Raw genomic sequence first — 14,061 nt, 5'->3', positions numbered from 1 at the left:
AGGCCTAAATGGCGTTGCAAGCGGGGGCAAGTCGCGTTATTCCATACGCTAGCGTATGGAATCGGGAGAGCGATATGAATCGGTGGTTTTTGGCGGCATCAGCACTGACGGTAGTGACCCTATCGGTGCATGTTTTTGCGGGAGGGCCTGAAATTCACGTGCCCATCCAGGCAAGTGAATTGTCCGAGTATTTGCGCGCCGTTAGTGCCGTCCTGTGGCATGCCGTATCGGTCGTCATAGCCGGATTTGCTTTGGCGTATCTCTGGGCTGCAAAACATGACACCCCTGCGATGATCTGGCAGATGATCGCTATTCAACTGGGATTTGCGGCTTTGTTTCTGTGGTATGGGGCCACGCTATTGGGCACAATCTGGCAAATGCCACAATGGATCATATTCTTGTTGATCCCACTGGTATCTATTGTCGGCCTACGACGCGGCTCGCCCTGACAATGATAACCTGAACACACAAAAAAGGGCACCGCATAAGCGGTGCCCTTTCTTCTTAGGTTTCCTTGCTTTCACCCAAGCAGACGGCGCGCAATCACTTGTGCTTGGATTTCCGCGGCACCCTCAAAGATGTTCAGGATGCGCGCGTCACACAAGATGCGGCTGATTTCATACTCCAGTGCAAAGCCGTTACCGCCGTGGATCTGCAGGCCGTTATCAGCCGCGGCCCAAGCAACGCGAGCACCCAGAAGCTTCGCCATACCCGCTTCGAGGTCACAGCGCTTGTCGTGATCTTTCTGCCACGCAGAGAAATAAGTCAGCTGACGGGCGACCATGATCTCTACCGCCATCATCGCTAGTTTGCCGGACACGCGAGGGAAGTCGATCAGCGACTTTCCGAACTGCTTGCGGTCGATCGCATATTGCATTGATACATCCAGCGCGGCCTGTGCGACGCCAACAGCACGCGCCGCTGTTTGAATGCGCGCGCTTTCGAAGGTCTGCATCAGCTGTTTAAAGCCTTTGTTTTCTTCGCCGCCGAGCAGGTTTTCTTCCTTTACTTTAAAGGCGTCAAAGCTCAGCTCGTATTCCTTCATGCCGCGGTAGCCGAGCACCTCGATTTCTGTGCCAGTCATGCCCTCGGTCGGGAATGGGTTTTCATCTGTTCCCGGTGTCTTTTCAGCGATGAACATCGACAGACCTTTGTGGTTGTCGGTGTTTGGATCGGTGCGTGCGAGCAAGGTCATTATCTGTGTGCGGGCAGCATGGGTGATCCAGGTTTTGTTCCCTGTGATCTCATAACCATCATCGGTTTTAACGGCGCGTGTGCGTAAGGAGCCGAGGTCCGAACCGGTGTTTGGCTCCGTGAAGACAGCTGTAGGCAGAACTTCACCGCTCGCGAGTTTCGGCAGCCATTTCTGTTTCTGCTCTTCGGTACCACCACAGAGGATCAGCTCTGATGCGATCTCCGGGCGTGTGCCAAGGGAGCCTACACCAATGTAGCCACGAGACAGTTCTTCGGTCACAACAACCATAGACGCTTTTGACAGTCCGAAACCGCCGTATTCTTCCGGCAGGGTCAGGCCAAAGACGCCCATTTCGGCGAGTTCTTGGATGACTTCCAGTGGGATCAACTCATCCTTTAGGTGCCATTCGTGTGCGTGGGGGATGACTTTGTCGACCGCGTAACGACGGAATTGTTCACGGATCATTTCCAGCTCTTCATCAAGGCCAGAAGTACCAACTGTAATATTCGCAGCTTGCTCCTGCATCAGCTCGACCAGACGAGTGCGTGCCGACTGTGTGTTGCCGTTTTGGCAGAGCGTCATCACGGCTGGTTCCATCAAGCCACGCATTTCGTCTTGGGATAGGCCTATGTCCTGTAAGCGGATAATTTCGCCTTGGCTCATCGGGATACCACCATAGATCTGCCAGAGGTATTCACCGAAAGCGATTTGGTGGATCAGCTGTTCGACTTCGCCGAACTTGCCATCCGCGGTCAGGCGTTCAGCCCAGGCCTGCATTTGCTTCAGGGCTTCGTCGTAAGTTGCGAGCCATGACAGTGCATGCGCAGCAACTTGGTTTTCTTCGATCTTGGCACCGGAAATACGGTCACCATCAAGCGTCGCTTCGCGCAGTTTGGTCGTTGCCGTATCAACGATTGCGCTTACCGGAGGCAGCGCGGCTTTGGTCAGATCCAGAAGATCGGGCAGAATGGCAGAGTTGGTCATAGTAAGGTCCTGTCCGTCATGAGCCATGAATCACATCCTTGTTTTGCTGCAGTGTGACATAATCCTTTTGCAGTTGCAGCGCAACAAAAATACAAAAAATGACGTCGCGATGTCTATAAAGTTACGTCATGGATTTCTTTCATGCTCACACTACGCAAGCCGATTTGATGAGAAACTTATATTTTTCATGCATCTAGAGGTGCTTTACGCGTTAATGCGGATATGGCGAAAGATCAGCATTAGGATCAGCATCAAGAAAAACAGACCAGCAACATCACCAATGAAGAAAGCAAAATAATCCAGTGGAGGGCTTCCAAATGCCAAGTTGGTCAGGATGCCACCAAGGATTGCAGCGATAACACCAGCGAACATTACACAGGGCCAGCAAGGATCTTGGTCTTTTGATGGACTAATGTCATGCCAAAGACGAGAGATTGCAAAGAAAACCGCTGGGGCAACCAATACAGCTATCGCAATGCCGGCAAGTCGGCTTGGCAAGAATACATTTGCGCCTGCAAGATAGTAGTATGTGAAGAAAACACCCGGTAGCAACGCTATGCTAGAGCGCCACCCTAAAAGCCATGCAGCGAGTACTCGTATTCCATGGGGCAAAAACAAAAGGCTAGCGCTGCTATGAAAATCCGCGAAAAAAAGGTTTTGAACAGGCATCAAGGCGCCGAAAGTTACAAAGAAGGCAATGATATAGGCTGTAGACGCAATGACTGTGTCAACAGCAAGCGATTTCAACCTCAATGCGTGCTCCCATGCGATTGGTCAATTTAGACCTGTGGTGCATGCACCATATAAACGCCGCGGCGGGATGTCGAGCTTTGTGAGAGGTAACCTTTGTTCACCAACGATTTAAGGGCGCGAAAGAAGGTCGGACGTGACACATGTTCCACCAAGCTATGTGATAGAAGACCTGTTGTGCGCACGCCATGGTTGTGTGAGGCAAGCTCTGTTGCGGCATAGTAAATATCCCGCTCAACAGCTGACAGATCTTCTAGACCCATCGCCCGCTCCATTCCCAAAAGGAGTTTTCTAAGTTCAGCAAGTTTGGAAATGTCAGTCATAGTTACTCATACCTCATCTTGAGACTTATAGGATGTTCCCCGCAAAAAATCACCCACTTTTTGAGCGTATGTTCAAATTTTGTGCCACAAGTAAGAGTGAATTTTGCGACAAAAGTTTCTCTTATTTTACAGTGTCTTGTTTCCAGATTTCAGCGAATTCATCTAGGGGGCCGATATCAAGCCGATGAATATGGTCTGACCCAAATTGTGGAAACAGTTGCTTCACAAGAGGATCATGTCCCGGGATGATCAGTTTTGGAGAGCTTGCCAATTGCCGCAGCGTGGCGAAGCCTTTCAACATATCCTCAAGATCAACCACGATTGGAAACGGTTTTTCACTTAGAAAATTCTCGTAGAAGTGAGTGGCGTCAGAGGCTAAGACCAGCCAGCCCGCCTGGGTTTTGACTCGGACACACTGCAACCCTCGCGAGTGCCCGCCAATGTGGTGAACTGTGACACCCTCGGCAATCTCAGCGCATCCATCATAGAAGGTAAGCTTACCTGCGTAGAGGCGTTTAACGGCCTCACAAATATGGCCAGCAGAAAATGGCGCCTGGAGCGTTCCATGGCACATACAAGGCCCCGTTGCGAAGGCCATTTCAGCGGATTGCATGTGTAACAGCGCATTCGGGAACATGTGGAGCCCTCCGGCGTGATCATAGTGGAGATGCGTGACAATAACGTCGGTGATCGCTTCGGGCTGCAATCCGAGTGGCTTGAGCGCCTCTCTCGGATCCATAATGATCGGCCGTTCCCGTTCCCTCGCTTCGGCCTCGTCATATCCAGTGTCTACGAGAATAACTTTGTCACCACGTCGCAATACCCAGATGAAGTAGTCCATGTCGTGGGGGGCGTCGTGGTTATCGTCAAAGATGAAACTATCCGCGCGCGTACGGCTATTCCGATCGGCATATTTGACCGAGTAAACTTCCCAGTCGCTCATCTGATGACCCCATGAAATAGTTGCACTGACTTTGAGGCGACCATATTGGCGACTGTTTTGTCAAAGGTTAGAAAATGTTCACTCTGAAGGTGGAGATCAAAGGCAGCCTTGGAGTCATAGATCTCATAGAGGAACACGCTAGATGGGTCTTCTCCGACGCATACATCAAACTGTTTGCATCCCGGCTCCATCTTCCTAGACATGCGTGCGTTTTCGATCATTAGCGGCAAGAACTCTTCATGCCGATCAGGTTTGACAGTGAATTTAACGACTACGGCGAACATTAGGCGATCTTCCCTTTGAGCCAAGCAAGGCCGCGGCGTGTGATCGGCAGTTGGCTTAGGATCAGCGCTAGGTTTAGGCACAGAAGAATAGCGGCGCCGGGGCGGCTTATAAATACAGACAGATCACCGTCAGAAAGGAAAAGGGAGCGGCGGAATGTTTCGTCAAACAAGCCCCCCAAGATGACGCCAATCACCAAAGGTGCGATCGGGTATTTGAGTAGGTTCATGAAGTAAGCCACGAAACCAACACCCAGCATCAGATACAAGTCGTTGATACCTCCGCCAACTGAGAAGGAACCAATGGTCGTCAGGATCATCACCACTGGAAGGAAAACCGTCTGCGGGATTTTGAGGATCTTGATAAAGATCTTAGCAGTGAAGAGACCCATGATAAACATGGTCAAGCTGGCCAGCACCAGAATAGCCACAACACGTAGGATAATGGCCGGGTCAATGGTTGGACCGGGAATGACGTTGTTGATTTTGAAGGCCCCCATGAGCGCTGCCGCTGGAGGTGAACCTGGAATCCCAAGCACCAACAGCGGAATGAGCGCACCACCAATGCAGGCGTTGTTCGCGGTTTCGGAACTCAGAAGCCCTTCGAGGCTGCCTTTGCCGAACTTGTCACCTTCCTTTGAAACCGTTTTTCCCACACCGTAAGACACCCATCCGGCCACGTCTTCACCGACACCGGGAAGCGCCCCAACACCTGTACCGATGACACCTGAACGGCCAATGGTGGGGAGGTATCGTCTGATGGCTGCCATATTGGGAATGATGCGGCCCTTCAGAGCCAACACCTGTCCCGATTCAATGTGGCGCATGCCTTCGATAATCTGTGGAATAGCGAAGGCCCCCATCAGAACGGGAACAACCTGAAAGCCTGACAGCATGTAAGACCAGCCAAAGGTGTAACGCGGCTCAGACAGTAGTGGGTCAAGTCCAACCATTGCCATCGCCAGCCCGATAAGACCCGCGATCCATCCCTTTATGACCAGGTCTTCGCTCATCAGCGTTCCGGAGAGGAGGATTCCGAAAAGCGCTAAGAGAGCCTTTTCGGGGCTGGCAATGTTCTTGGAAATCAGAAGCAGCACCCAAACGAAAATCAAAAGTGCGATGGTGCCAATGACGGTGCCGATGAAACTCGCTGTTGTGGTCATGCCAAGGGCCTCACCACCACGTCCTGACTTCGCAAGGGGGTATCCATCCATAGCTGTCGCGGCGCTGGCGGCGGTGCCCGGAATATTGAGCAATATCGAAGGATAGGAGCCGCCATAGATCGCACCCACATAGGCACCGAGTAATGCGATGAGGGAGTAATCCAGAGGGATTTTGTTGCTGAAAAAGCCGGTGAGAATGGTCACGGCTAGCGTCGCTGTAAGCCCCGGTAACGCGCCAAAGGTAATCCCCAGGAACACAGATGTGATCAGATAAACGTAGGTGAGCGGATCAACAACGAGAGACGCCATGGCTCCGCCAAAGCCAGCAAGTTGAGAGATTACAAAGTCCATTATTTTTGGCTCCAGAGCGGCTTAAGCGAGACGTAGTAGTGGTATTCGATGTTTTTGAAGATCAACCCGCCGCGGTTGGGCACATTTTGGCGGAAGCCAAAGGCCATAGCGCAAACGAGGATTGTCGGTGCAAATACAGCGATGATCGGGATGATCCGAATGACCCGATCGCTGCGATGCTTTATCAGGATAAAGGCTGTTAGTCCGATCCAAAGGACTAGTGTCACCCAATCATCATCGTGCAGCTTCCAATCGGCTTGCGGCATGTTCGCGACAAAGGCGTATAGCCCTGCCACTGTGACGACCATCGCTGAAAGCACCATGCGAGGCGCGTGTCCGCCCCGATAGCCATAGATCATGGCTGTGATCATCAATCCGCTACATAGGATGAAATCGACGCGAGGTACGAGCCCGACGATATAGGCGGCCAGTGTGAGGCCGATGGTGGAAAATCGCAGTACTTCATCTTTGTTCCAGCCAATCCCGACCGAGGAAAGGGCGTGTTGTGCGCCGCCTGAACGTATGGATATAACCAACAGGACAATGGCCAAAACGAACATGCCACCAAACAGCCCAAAGGGTACAAGTGCAGCCGAGTTATACCAGTCAGCTCCACTTACGCCCGCGCGGTTTTCACCGAAAAGCGGTATGGAAGTGGTCTCCCAGAAAAAGAAAATCGACAGTGCGATGAGAACCAGTGAGCTCCAAAAGTCACGAGCGCGCAGTACGGTGAGGTCGTCGGGTTGGTCCAAAGTCTTGTCTCCACACAGAAAAAGGGCGCCCGAAGGCGCCCCCTGGGATCATTGCGCCTTATGGCTTGTCGATGCCGAGAGACATTGGATCGACGGTGGTCGCTCCGAGGTCTTTCAGGGTGTAGGCGAAGGTGCTTTCCAGCGTTGCAAACAGCGCTTGCGCTTCTTCACCGTATTGGCCGCCAACATCATAGTTGTTCGCAGTTGCCCACTCTGCAACGATATCAGATGCGATCGCTTTTTCGAATGCACCTCCCAGAGCCGCCTTCACGTCATCACCTGCAGAGTTGTGTACCGCAAACCCAATGGCCTGTTTCAGCGGCAGATATTTGTCCAAGCCGTCGAAGCTATCGAACGCTGAAGGGACTGTCTTGCCTGCGATTTCAACGGAATCTGGCGTCAGCATTGCGAGTGGTTTCAACTGACCACCTTCGATCAATGCTGCTTGTTCTGCCAATGAGGTCACAACCAGAGCAACTTCGCCTGCGATTGCTGCTTCTTGGCCCGGTGCAGAGCCTTTGTATGGAACGAATTTAAAGGTTGCACCGGAACCTTGCTCGATTGCCAGTAGGTTCAGGTGGTGAATGGAGCCTGCGCCAGATGCTGCGGCTGGGATCGAGCCCGGTGCTGCTTTCGCTGCTTCAACCAATTCTTCAATTGTGTTGTAAGGGCTGTTGCCTGGAACAGAAATCAGGTCAGGTGAACCACCTACGATGAACGGATACCAGTAGTCGAATTTCTTATCCCACCCACCTTGAACGGCAGCGGTTACGTTTGATTCTGAAAGACCGACCAGTGTGTAGCCATCGTCTGGCTGGTTGGACACATAGACCATGCCGTTTGAACCGGCGACACCGCCAGTTTGGTTGATCACATTGATCGAAACCGGCAGGTGTTTTTCCATTTCTGCCATGATCATGCGGTTGATGGAGTCTGTGCCACCACCAGCGCCCCAAACCACGGCCGTCGTGATGTCACGGTATGGATAATCCTGTGCAGCAGCAGCCGTTCCCAGCCCCGCGGCGATTGCAGTGATCGCCACTGCTTTGCGCAACGCAAATTTCATTTTTGTGCTCCTCCCAAGAGTAATGCGTTTTGTATTGCATTTATTTGCGTATGCATTAATGAATGCATTGTCAACTTTTGGTTTGAAAAAGCCTCGAATTAAGCGATCCGAACGGAAAGAAAGCGGGAAGAAATGGCAGAGACTTTCAATATTGCGGTATTTGCAGGAGACGGGATTGGCCCTGAAATTATGGCCCCAACGGTTAAAATCCTGCGCCGAATGTCAGATGCCAGCGATAGCTATTCGCTTCGATTCGAAGATGCCCCCGCTGGTGCAGCTCACTACGCCAAGACGGGCGAATCGTTTCCCGAATCCTCGATGAACACCGCAAAATCTGCTGATGCGATCCTGCTTTCCGCAATGGGGTTGCCGGATGTCCGTTATGAAGACGGCACAGAAATTTCTCCCCAAATTGATCTGCGTAAGGCGCTGACGCTTTTTGCTGGAGTACGTCCTGTGACCGTCAAAACAGGTCAGCGCACTCCGTTGAATATGCCAGAGGGTAAAGAAATCGATTTTGTGCTGGTGCGCGAAAGTACGGAAGGTCTCTTTTATACCCAAGGATGCGGCGAAGTTAGCGAAAATGAAGCGCGCGAAACGCTTTTGATCACGAGAGATATCTCTGAGAAACTGTTCCGTTTCACATTTGAAATGGCACAGAACCGGAAGAAAGCAGGGCGTGGTCCTGGACGGGTGACTTGCGTGGACAAGGCAAATGTATTTCGCGCCTTTGCTTTCTTCAGGGACATGTTCAACGCCGAAGCATCACGGCACCCAGAGCTTGAATCCGATCACGCTTATGTCGACGCAACCGCATTGTGGATGGTTCAGAAGCCATGGGATTTTGATGTCTTGGTCACTGAGAATATGTTCGGAGACATTTTGTCTGATCTGGGCGCAGGGTTGATGGGGGGGCTTGGCCTAGCGCCGTCTGCGGACATTGGTCTTGAGCACGCTGTATTTCAACCGTGTCACGGCTCTGCGCCAGACATTGCGGGCCAAGGTGTGGCCAATCCGATGGCGATGATATTGTCCGCCGCTATGATGCTGGATTGGCTTGGCATCGAAAAGGATCACGCAGGATTAGTTGATGATGGGCGTCGACTGCGCGAAGCTGTAGAAGATGTTGTTGCGGATGGTCGGTTTCTGACACGAGATCTTGGGGGGAGCGCGGGTACCGAAGAGGCCGCGAGTGCTGTATTGGATATGCTGTTTGTATCATGACTGAAGATCAGAAGCTAAAAGTTGCCTGCATAGGGGCAGGGTATTTCAGCCAGTTTCACTATGGCAGCTGGTCGCGCATTTCGAACGTGGAGCCGGTTGGAAGCTGCAATCGAGACATTGAAAAGGCAGAATGCACGGGGTGGCCTGCATTCGATGACCTGTCACAAATGCTGGTGGAGAAACGCCCCGATATCTTGGACATTATCCTTCCACCTATTGCTCATGCAAAGACCATTCGTACGGCTCTGTCACATGGTCTGAAATGGATGATTTGCCAAAAGCCGTTTTGCAACGATCTGGATGAAGCAAAAGAAATCGTGGCGGAGGTTGAGGCCGCTGGCGCCACAATTGTTGTGCATGAGAATTTCCGTTTTCAACCTTGGTACCGCGCCGTGAAAACAGAGCTGGATCTTGGGCGCATCGGAACCTTGCAGCAGGTGACGTTTCGACTACGACCCGGTGACGGGCAGGGCCCTGACGCTTATTTGGACCGGCAGCCTTATTTTCAAGAGATGGATAAATTTCTTGTGCATGAAACAGCCGTGCATTGGGTGGATACTTTCCGATTCCTACTTGGGGATCCGACGGCGGTTTATGCCGATCTTCGCAAAGTGAACCCGGTGATTGCAGGCGAGGACGCAGGATATGTTCTCTTTGACCACCCGGACGGCGTTCGCGCGCTTTTTGATGGCAATCGAAATTTGGACCACTCTGCTGATAACCATCGCCGTACGATGGGAGAAGCTCTGATTGAGGGCACGGAAGGAACACTGGCCATCTACGGTGACGGCAGGGTAACCCTTAGAGCGTTCGGAGACATGTCTGAAACCGAAATTCTGGCGGCAGATACTTGGCATGGATTTGGCGGTGATTGCGTCCATGCCTTGCAAAGCCACGCAGTTTCAGGCTTTTTGGGGAAAACCCCGCTTGAGAATATCGCTGCGGACTACCTTAGGGTCATTGAAATCGAGCAGGCGATTTACGAGTCTGCAGAAACAGGTCGCAAAATCTCTTTGGAGGAGCCTTGAACGAAGCCGCCCCAAAATCGCTATCTAACTCTCAACGTGCACTCCGCGAGTTGCGTCACATGATTTTCTCCGGTGAGTTGGCCGGAGGTACGGATCATTTGGAAAGCGAGTTGGCTGAGCGTCTTGGCATGTCTCGGACACCCATTCGTGAGGCTGCTTTAACGCTTGAAAACCAGGGCCTGCTTGAGCTGCGTCCCCGCAAAGGGGTGCGCATCCTTCCTGTGTCCCCAAGTGATATGCGCGAGATCTATGAAGTGTTAACAGCTTTAGAGAGCCAAGCGGCGGAATTAGCGGCATCGCGCGGATATTCGTCTGCTGAACTTTCTGAGTTGGCTGATGCGATTGAAACAATGGATCAGGCAGTGGAGGCTGAAGACCTGGAAGCATGGGCTGAAGCAGACAATCGCTTTCACGCAGAACTCGTGCGGCTGGGGGGGAACAATCGTGTGGCGACGATTTTCAACATGATGAACGATCAAGTACGAAGAGCCCGCATGACGACTCTTTTCATTCGCCCCGTACCCACCAAGTCAAATGCCGACCACCGCGCTGTTTATGAGGCAATTCAAAAAGGTGATGCCGAGACCGCTCGCAAACGTCACAGAGAACATCGGCAACATGCCAAAGAGATATTGATCGCCTTGCTCGAAAAACACAGGCTCAATCACCTGTAACCGATCGGAACACGGCTTCAGTTAACCCTATTTTATCTACTTTTGACGCCATTCTTGGTGATGAGTTTACAATCACGCAGGGGACTGTGCGCTTTCGTGAAATTGGGCTTGGCATGGCCGGCCACTGTTGTTCTACCTCAGGCTCATCCTGGGCGAATGATCCTCGTCCTGTCACACATGCGCTCCGCCTCAACGGCTCTTTGCAATGTTCTGGCGTCGCATCCTGACGTATCGGGATATGGGGAAACCCATGTCTGTCACGGAGACAAGTTCGCGCCAGGCCGCGTGCTCGTAAACATCGCCAGGCGACGCGCCTTTCAGCCGAAGTCACCGTTTATCTTGGATAAGATACTCCACAATCATCTCGATGATTTCTCGCCTGAGACCACTTCGAATGCGCGAGCTATTTTCCTTGTGCGCAAACCAGCGCCTTCAGTCAGATCAATCTACAATCTGTCACAGAGATCTGATTTGCCAGAGATATCATCGTTGCAGGATGCTGGTCGGTATTATTTGGATCGAATCCAAAGATTAGAGAGCTTGTGGCACCGATTTCCAGCCAATCATCGCATTGGTTTAACCAGTGAGAGCTTACTCCGTGATCCTGAACAGACCCTCATTGGTATCGGGCAGTGGATTGGGCTGTCACGCAGTCTGGATAACACGTACGCCTCACATCCTGCCTCGACCAAAGGTGGAGGTGGAGATCCGATATACAGTGGCCGAGCACGAAAGATTGAGGCTCGTTCGTCTGAAGCAGTCGAACTGGAAAGCGACTTATCTTTGTCGATCGCGGATGAGCTTTGTTGCCAGCATCGGAGATTGGTGGGGCATTTTCAGGATAATCAAACGCAGCATGGTTAATTGATCATAAACCATTTGCAGAAACGATTGGGTGCCGAACTTTAGCTAAGTCGTTAACCGAATGGATGGTAACAACATGTTTGGGATAAGTTTTCGTCCGTGTCTCAGATACTTAAGTAAACTAATTCTGTTACTATTTCTCAGCCTTTTTTCAGGCAAACTGATTGCTGATGGGCGGTCAGAATATATGTTGGTGACGGGAGATGTGGTTCAGATCAGCTATCCGGTTTTACAAGCGTCGATCACACGTGAAGTAGATTTGGACGGCAATCTTCGCGTGGAGGGCGTGGGATCGGTTCATGTGTCTGGCCTGACACTACACGAAACCACGCAAGCAATTCGTGACCGGCTGCGCCAATCTGATCTCTATATCGATCCTGAAGTGACCATTTCGATTAATCGATATGCGCCAGTTTTGATTGCAGGTGATGTCCTCAATCCGGGTGAAATTCGCTTCTTTCCCGGGTTAACCATCGGAGCAGCATTGTCGCTTGCGCGAGGTCCCCAGTTTGATGCTGGATATTTGCTTGAACTCTCGCGAAGCCGACTACGATTGTTTGCTGATTTAGAAACTTTGGAATTAGAACTCAAATCTGACCGCGAGACGCTTTTATCGATAGAGCGCCTTATGGCGGCTAATGCATCAGAGTTATCGTCTCAACCTGACCTGAACACTTCGGAAATTGTTTCGGTCTGGCAAGCAAAACAACGGACACATTCCATCGCCATGCACTCGTTGTCTCAAGAAACGAAGAGCGTAATGGAAAGACAGGAGCTGCTCACTGACCGCATTCTCGTCCAAAAAACCAAATCAGAGATAGCATCGCGCGAACTGGCGGATGTGGAGGCACTCAGAGCGAAAGGGCTGCAAACCTCTGTGCGATTGGCAACACTCCAACGGCAAAGCGCAGATACACAGTCCGACTTGTTGGAGCTCGAAAGCGCATCCTTGCGCAATTTGCAAACTTTACAGCGTCTTATGTCTCAAAGAGATATTCGTGAAGCAGAGTACCGGGAGGGTCTGATCACAGAGTTACAGCGGGTGAGGGAACGCGTTCCTGAAACCATAAAGTTACGGAAAACGTTGCGTTTGCAATTGGAATTGTTGGATCAGGTACACGCCGATCAGTCAGGAACTCAACCAAGTCGATTGCATTTCGAAATTCTGAGCAGGCGTTTAGATCGACCTCCAGAAGAAGGTCTGAACCTCAAGACCGAGTTGATGCCAGGCGACACGCTGATGATATACAAAGACATCGAGCCCGGCGGTCAAAATGGATGACTCTCCACGTGTGGCGATAGTCCATTATTGGCTGGTGGGAATGCGCGGTGGAGAAAAGGTTCTGGAAGCCCTGTGTCGGATGTTTCCGCAGGCAGACATCTATACGCATGTCGCAATTCCTGGGCGCTTGAGTACAACGTTACTTAACCATCGTATCATCGAAAGTCGCGTCGCCGCGCTGCCTTTCGCACGACGCTATTACAAATCCTATTTGCCTCTTATGCCACTTGCTTTGGAGGAGTTTGATCTCTCTGGCTACGATTTGATCATTTCATCCGAGGCCGGGCCAGCGAAAGGGATTATTCCTCCCCCCGGCGTGCCTCATCTTTGCTATTGCCACTCGCCTATGCGCTATATTTGGGATCAGTATCACACCTATCACGATGATATGGGCCTACTTGCAAAACTGATCCTACCCAAGGTGGCGCATCGCTTGCGACAATGGGATGTAACCTCCTCCGCGCGTGCAGATTTGATCGTTGCCAATTCAAAACATGTTGCGGCCCGTGTGAAGTCCTATTGGCGACGAAAGGCGCGCGTCGTACATCCACCCGTCGCCGTTGATGGGTTCAGGCCTGTGGCGCCTTCAGAACGCGGTGGCTTTTATCTTTGGGCAGGGGAACTCGCGCCTTACAAAAGGCCGGACCTGGCAATCGAAGCTTTTCAACAGCTAGACCGTCCGCTGGTTGTGATAGGCGGTCCTGAGAAATGCTGGCAGAAACTGGTCAAAACATCAGGTCCCAAAACGGTCTTCTTGGGCCGTGTGCACGACACTGTCCTTAAGTCCTTTATGGCTCGATGCAGAGCTTTGGTGTTTCCAGGAGAGGAGGATTTCGGGATTGTACCTGTGGAGGTAATGGCCTCCGGGCGCCCTGTGATTGCTTACGGTAAAGGGGGCGCCCTTGATACCGTAATCGATCGAGAGACAGGCCTTCTTTTTCATGATCAATCTGTTGAAGGATTGATGGACGCAGTTATTCAGTTTGAACGCTCTGGCCTGGAACAATACTGTCACGAAGCTTGTACATCTCAAGCAAAGCAGTTTTCAGAGCAAAGATTTCGGTCAGAAATACTGGACTGCCTTGCCGATCTCGACCCTACTATAGTGCAAGCGATGCGCTTTGAGAGTTCTTAGGCTTAATGTCTCATTTTCTTAGTTAGGCAATGCTCCCCAGTCAACA

At 51.6% G+C, this 14,061-nt stretch carries 15 protein-coding genes and 1 pseudogene; 7 read left to right on the top strand and 9 right to left on the bottom strand.

Annotated elements, in window-relative coordinates; translation table 11 throughout:
* The first annotated feature begins 74 nt into the window (after window positions 1–74).
* Window positions 75–449 carry a hypothetical protein gene (locus M0D42_RS12745; protein WP_265018990.1) on the top strand — a complete coding sequence of 125 codons (375 nt, stop codon included), beginning with the start codon at window positions 75–77 and terminating at the stop codon, window positions 447–449.
* A 71-nt stretch (window positions 450–520) separates the two neighbouring features.
* On the opposite strand, the gene M0D42_RS12740 is transcribed toward M0D42_RS12745, so the two are convergent.
* The 9 genes and pseudogenes from M0D42_RS12740 to M0D42_RS12705 form a co-directional block, all read right to left on the bottom strand.
* A complete protein-coding gene (locus M0D42_RS12740) occupies window positions 521–2,206 on the bottom strand; it encodes an acyl-CoA dehydrogenase family protein (RefSeq protein ID WP_265018989.1) in 1,686 nt (561 codons plus the stop codon).
* Window positions 2,176–2,292, bottom strand: a pseudogene (locus M0D42_RS16055) (twin-arginine translocation signal domain-containing protein); the annotation flags it as partial. The pseudogene M0D42_RS16055 and the gene M0D42_RS12740, both read right to left, overlap by 31 nt.
* A 91-nt stretch (window positions 2,293–2,383) precedes the next feature.
* On the bottom strand, window positions 2,384–2,551 hold the full coding sequence (locus tag M0D42_RS12735) for a hypothetical protein (RefSeq protein ID WP_265018988.1): 168 nt from the start codon (window positions 2,549–2,551) through the stop codon (window positions 2,384–2,386).
* A gap of 407 nt (window positions 2,552–2,958) precedes the next feature.
* Window positions 2,959–3,252 carry a hypothetical protein gene (locus tag M0D42_RS12730; protein ID WP_265018987.1) on the bottom strand — a complete coding sequence of 98 codons (294 nt, stop codon included), beginning with the start codon at window positions 3,250–3,252 and terminating at the stop codon, window positions 2,959–2,961.
* 121 nt (window positions 3,253–3,373) lie between these two features.
* Window positions 3,374–4,195 (bottom strand): N-acyl homoserine lactonase family protein, encoded by an 822-nt coding sequence (locus M0D42_RS12725; RefSeq protein ID WP_265018986.1) that lies wholly within the window; start codon window positions 4,193–4,195, stop codon window positions 3,374–3,376.
* A complete protein-coding gene (locus tag M0D42_RS12720; protein ID WP_265018985.1) occupies window positions 4,192–4,479 on the bottom strand; it encodes a putative quinol monooxygenase in 288 nt (95 codons plus the stop codon). Before M0D42_RS12720 ends, M0D42_RS12725 begins: the two co-directional genes overlap by 4 nt.
* The gene (locus M0D42_RS12715; protein WP_265018984.1) at window positions 4,479–5,990 is read right to left on the bottom strand and encodes a tripartite tricarboxylate transporter permease; all 1,512 of its coding nucleotides are present in this window, start codon (window positions 5,988–5,990) and stop codon (window positions 4,479–4,481) included. The genes M0D42_RS12720 and M0D42_RS12715 overlap by 1 nt, the downstream gene beginning before the upstream one ends.
* Window positions 5,990–6,742 carry a tripartite tricarboxylate transporter TctB family protein gene (locus M0D42_RS12710; protein ID WP_265018983.1) on the bottom strand — a complete coding sequence of 251 codons (753 nt, stop codon included), beginning with the start codon at window positions 6,740–6,742 and terminating at the stop codon, window positions 5,990–5,992. The genes M0D42_RS12715 and M0D42_RS12710 overlap by 1 nt, the downstream gene beginning before the upstream one ends.
* A 58-nt stretch (window positions 6,743–6,800) precedes the next feature.
* Window positions 6,801–7,808, bottom strand: a complete 1,008-nt coding sequence (locus tag M0D42_RS12705; RefSeq protein WP_265018982.1) for a Bug family tripartite tricarboxylate transporter substrate binding protein — start codon at window positions 7,806–7,808, stop codon at window positions 6,801–6,803.
* A 132-nt stretch (window positions 7,809–7,940) separates the two neighbouring features.
* Here M0D42_RS12705 and M0D42_RS12700 point away from each other — a divergent pair, with 132 nt between their 5' ends.
* From M0D42_RS12700 to M0D42_RS12680, 6 genes are all read left to right on the top strand, one after another.
* Complete coding sequence (locus M0D42_RS12700) at window positions 7,941–9,032, top strand: isocitrate/isopropylmalate dehydrogenase family protein (RefSeq protein ID WP_265018981.1); 1,092 nt, start codon at window positions 7,941–7,943, stop codon at window positions 9,030–9,032.
* The gene (locus tag M0D42_RS12695; RefSeq protein ID WP_265018980.1) at window positions 9,029–10,060 is read left to right on the top strand and encodes a Gfo/Idh/MocA family protein; all 1,032 of its coding nucleotides are present in this window, start codon (window positions 9,029–9,031) and stop codon (window positions 10,058–10,060) included. The genes M0D42_RS12700 and M0D42_RS12695 overlap by 4 nt, the downstream gene beginning before the upstream one ends.
* Entirely contained in the window at window positions 10,057–10,734 is a 678-nt protein-coding gene (locus M0D42_RS12690; RefSeq protein WP_265018979.1) for a GntR family transcriptional regulator, read from the top strand. The genes M0D42_RS12695 and M0D42_RS12690 overlap by 4 nt, the downstream gene beginning before the upstream one ends.
* Before the next feature lie 60 nt (window positions 10,735–10,794).
* Entirely contained in the window at window positions 10,795–11,598 is an 804-nt protein-coding gene (locus M0D42_RS16050; protein WP_419195971.1) for a sulfotransferase family protein, read from the top strand.
* A 61-nt stretch (window positions 11,599–11,659) separates the two neighbouring features.
* Window positions 11,660–12,880: a polysaccharide biosynthesis/export family protein gene (locus tag M0D42_RS12685; RefSeq protein WP_265018978.1), complete on the top strand. Its 1,221-nt coding sequence runs from the start codon at window positions 11,660–11,662 to the stop codon at window positions 12,878–12,880.
* Window positions 12,873–14,015, top strand: a complete 1,143-nt coding sequence (locus tag M0D42_RS12680) for a glycosyltransferase (RefSeq protein WP_265018977.1) — start codon at window positions 12,873–12,875, stop codon at window positions 14,013–14,015. The genes M0D42_RS12685 and M0D42_RS12680 overlap by 8 nt, the downstream gene beginning before the upstream one ends.
* Window positions 14,016–14,061 lie beyond the last annotated feature (46 nt).

Origin of the sequence: Cognatishimia activa, assembly GCF_026016445.1 — a bacterium.
Lineage (GTDB): Bacteria > Pseudomonadota > Alphaproteobacteria > Rhodobacterales > Rhodobacteraceae > Cognatishimia > Cognatishimia activa_B.
This window is presented reverse-complemented; position numbering and strand designations above follow the sequence as displayed.

What these genes read in the sequence shown, in the direction of transcription:
- M0D42_RS12745 (WP_265018990.1), top strand. Translation starts at nt 75, where the DNA reads ATGAATCGGTGGTTTTTGGCGGCATCAGCACTGACGGTAGTGACCCTA.
- M0D42_RS12740 (WP_265018989.1), bottom strand. Translation starts at nt 2,206, where the DNA reads ATGGCTCATGACGGACAGGACCTTACTATGACCAACTCTGCCATTCTG.
- M0D42_RS12735 (WP_265018988.1), bottom strand. Translation starts at nt 2,551, where the DNA reads ATGTTCGCTGGTGTTATCGCTGCAATCCTTGGTGGCATCCTGACCAAC.
- M0D42_RS12730 (WP_265018987.1), bottom strand. Translation starts at nt 3,252, where the DNA reads ATGACTGACATTTCCAAACTTGCTGAACTTAGAAAACTCCTTTTGGGA.
- M0D42_RS12725 (WP_265018986.1), bottom strand. Translation starts at nt 4,195, where the DNA reads ATGAGCGACTGGGAAGTTTACTCGGTCAAATATGCCGATCGGAATAGC.
- M0D42_RS12720 (WP_265018985.1), bottom strand. Translation starts at nt 4,479, where the DNA reads ATGTTCGCCGTAGTCGTTAAATTCACTGTCAAACCTGATCGGCATGAA.
- M0D42_RS12715 (WP_265018984.1), bottom strand. Translation starts at nt 5,990, where the DNA reads ATGGACTTTGTAATCTCTCAACTTGCTGGCTTTGGCGGAGCCATGGCG.
- M0D42_RS12705 (WP_265018982.1), bottom strand. Translation starts at nt 7,808, where the DNA reads ATGAAATTTGCGTTGCGCAAAGCAGTGGCGATCACTGCAATCGCCGCG.
- M0D42_RS12700 (WP_265018981.1), top strand. Translation starts at nt 7,941, where the DNA reads ATGGCAGAGACTTTCAATATTGCGGTATTTGCAGGAGACGGGATTGGC.
- M0D42_RS12695 (WP_265018980.1), top strand. Translation starts at nt 9,029, where the DNA reads ATGACTGAAGATCAGAAGCTAAAAGTTGCCTGCATAGGGGCAGGGTAT.
- M0D42_RS16050 (WP_419195971.1), top strand. Translation starts at nt 10,795, where the DNA reads ATGAGTTTACAATCACGCAGGGGACTGTGCGCTTTCGTGAAATTGGGC.
- M0D42_RS12685 (WP_265018978.1), top strand. Translation starts at nt 11,660, where the DNA reads ATGGATGGTAACAACATGTTTGGGATAAGTTTTCGTCCGTGTCTCAGA.
- M0D42_RS12680 (WP_265018977.1), top strand. Translation starts at nt 12,873, where the DNA reads ATGGATGACTCTCCACGTGTGGCGATAGTCCATTATTGGCTGGTGGGA.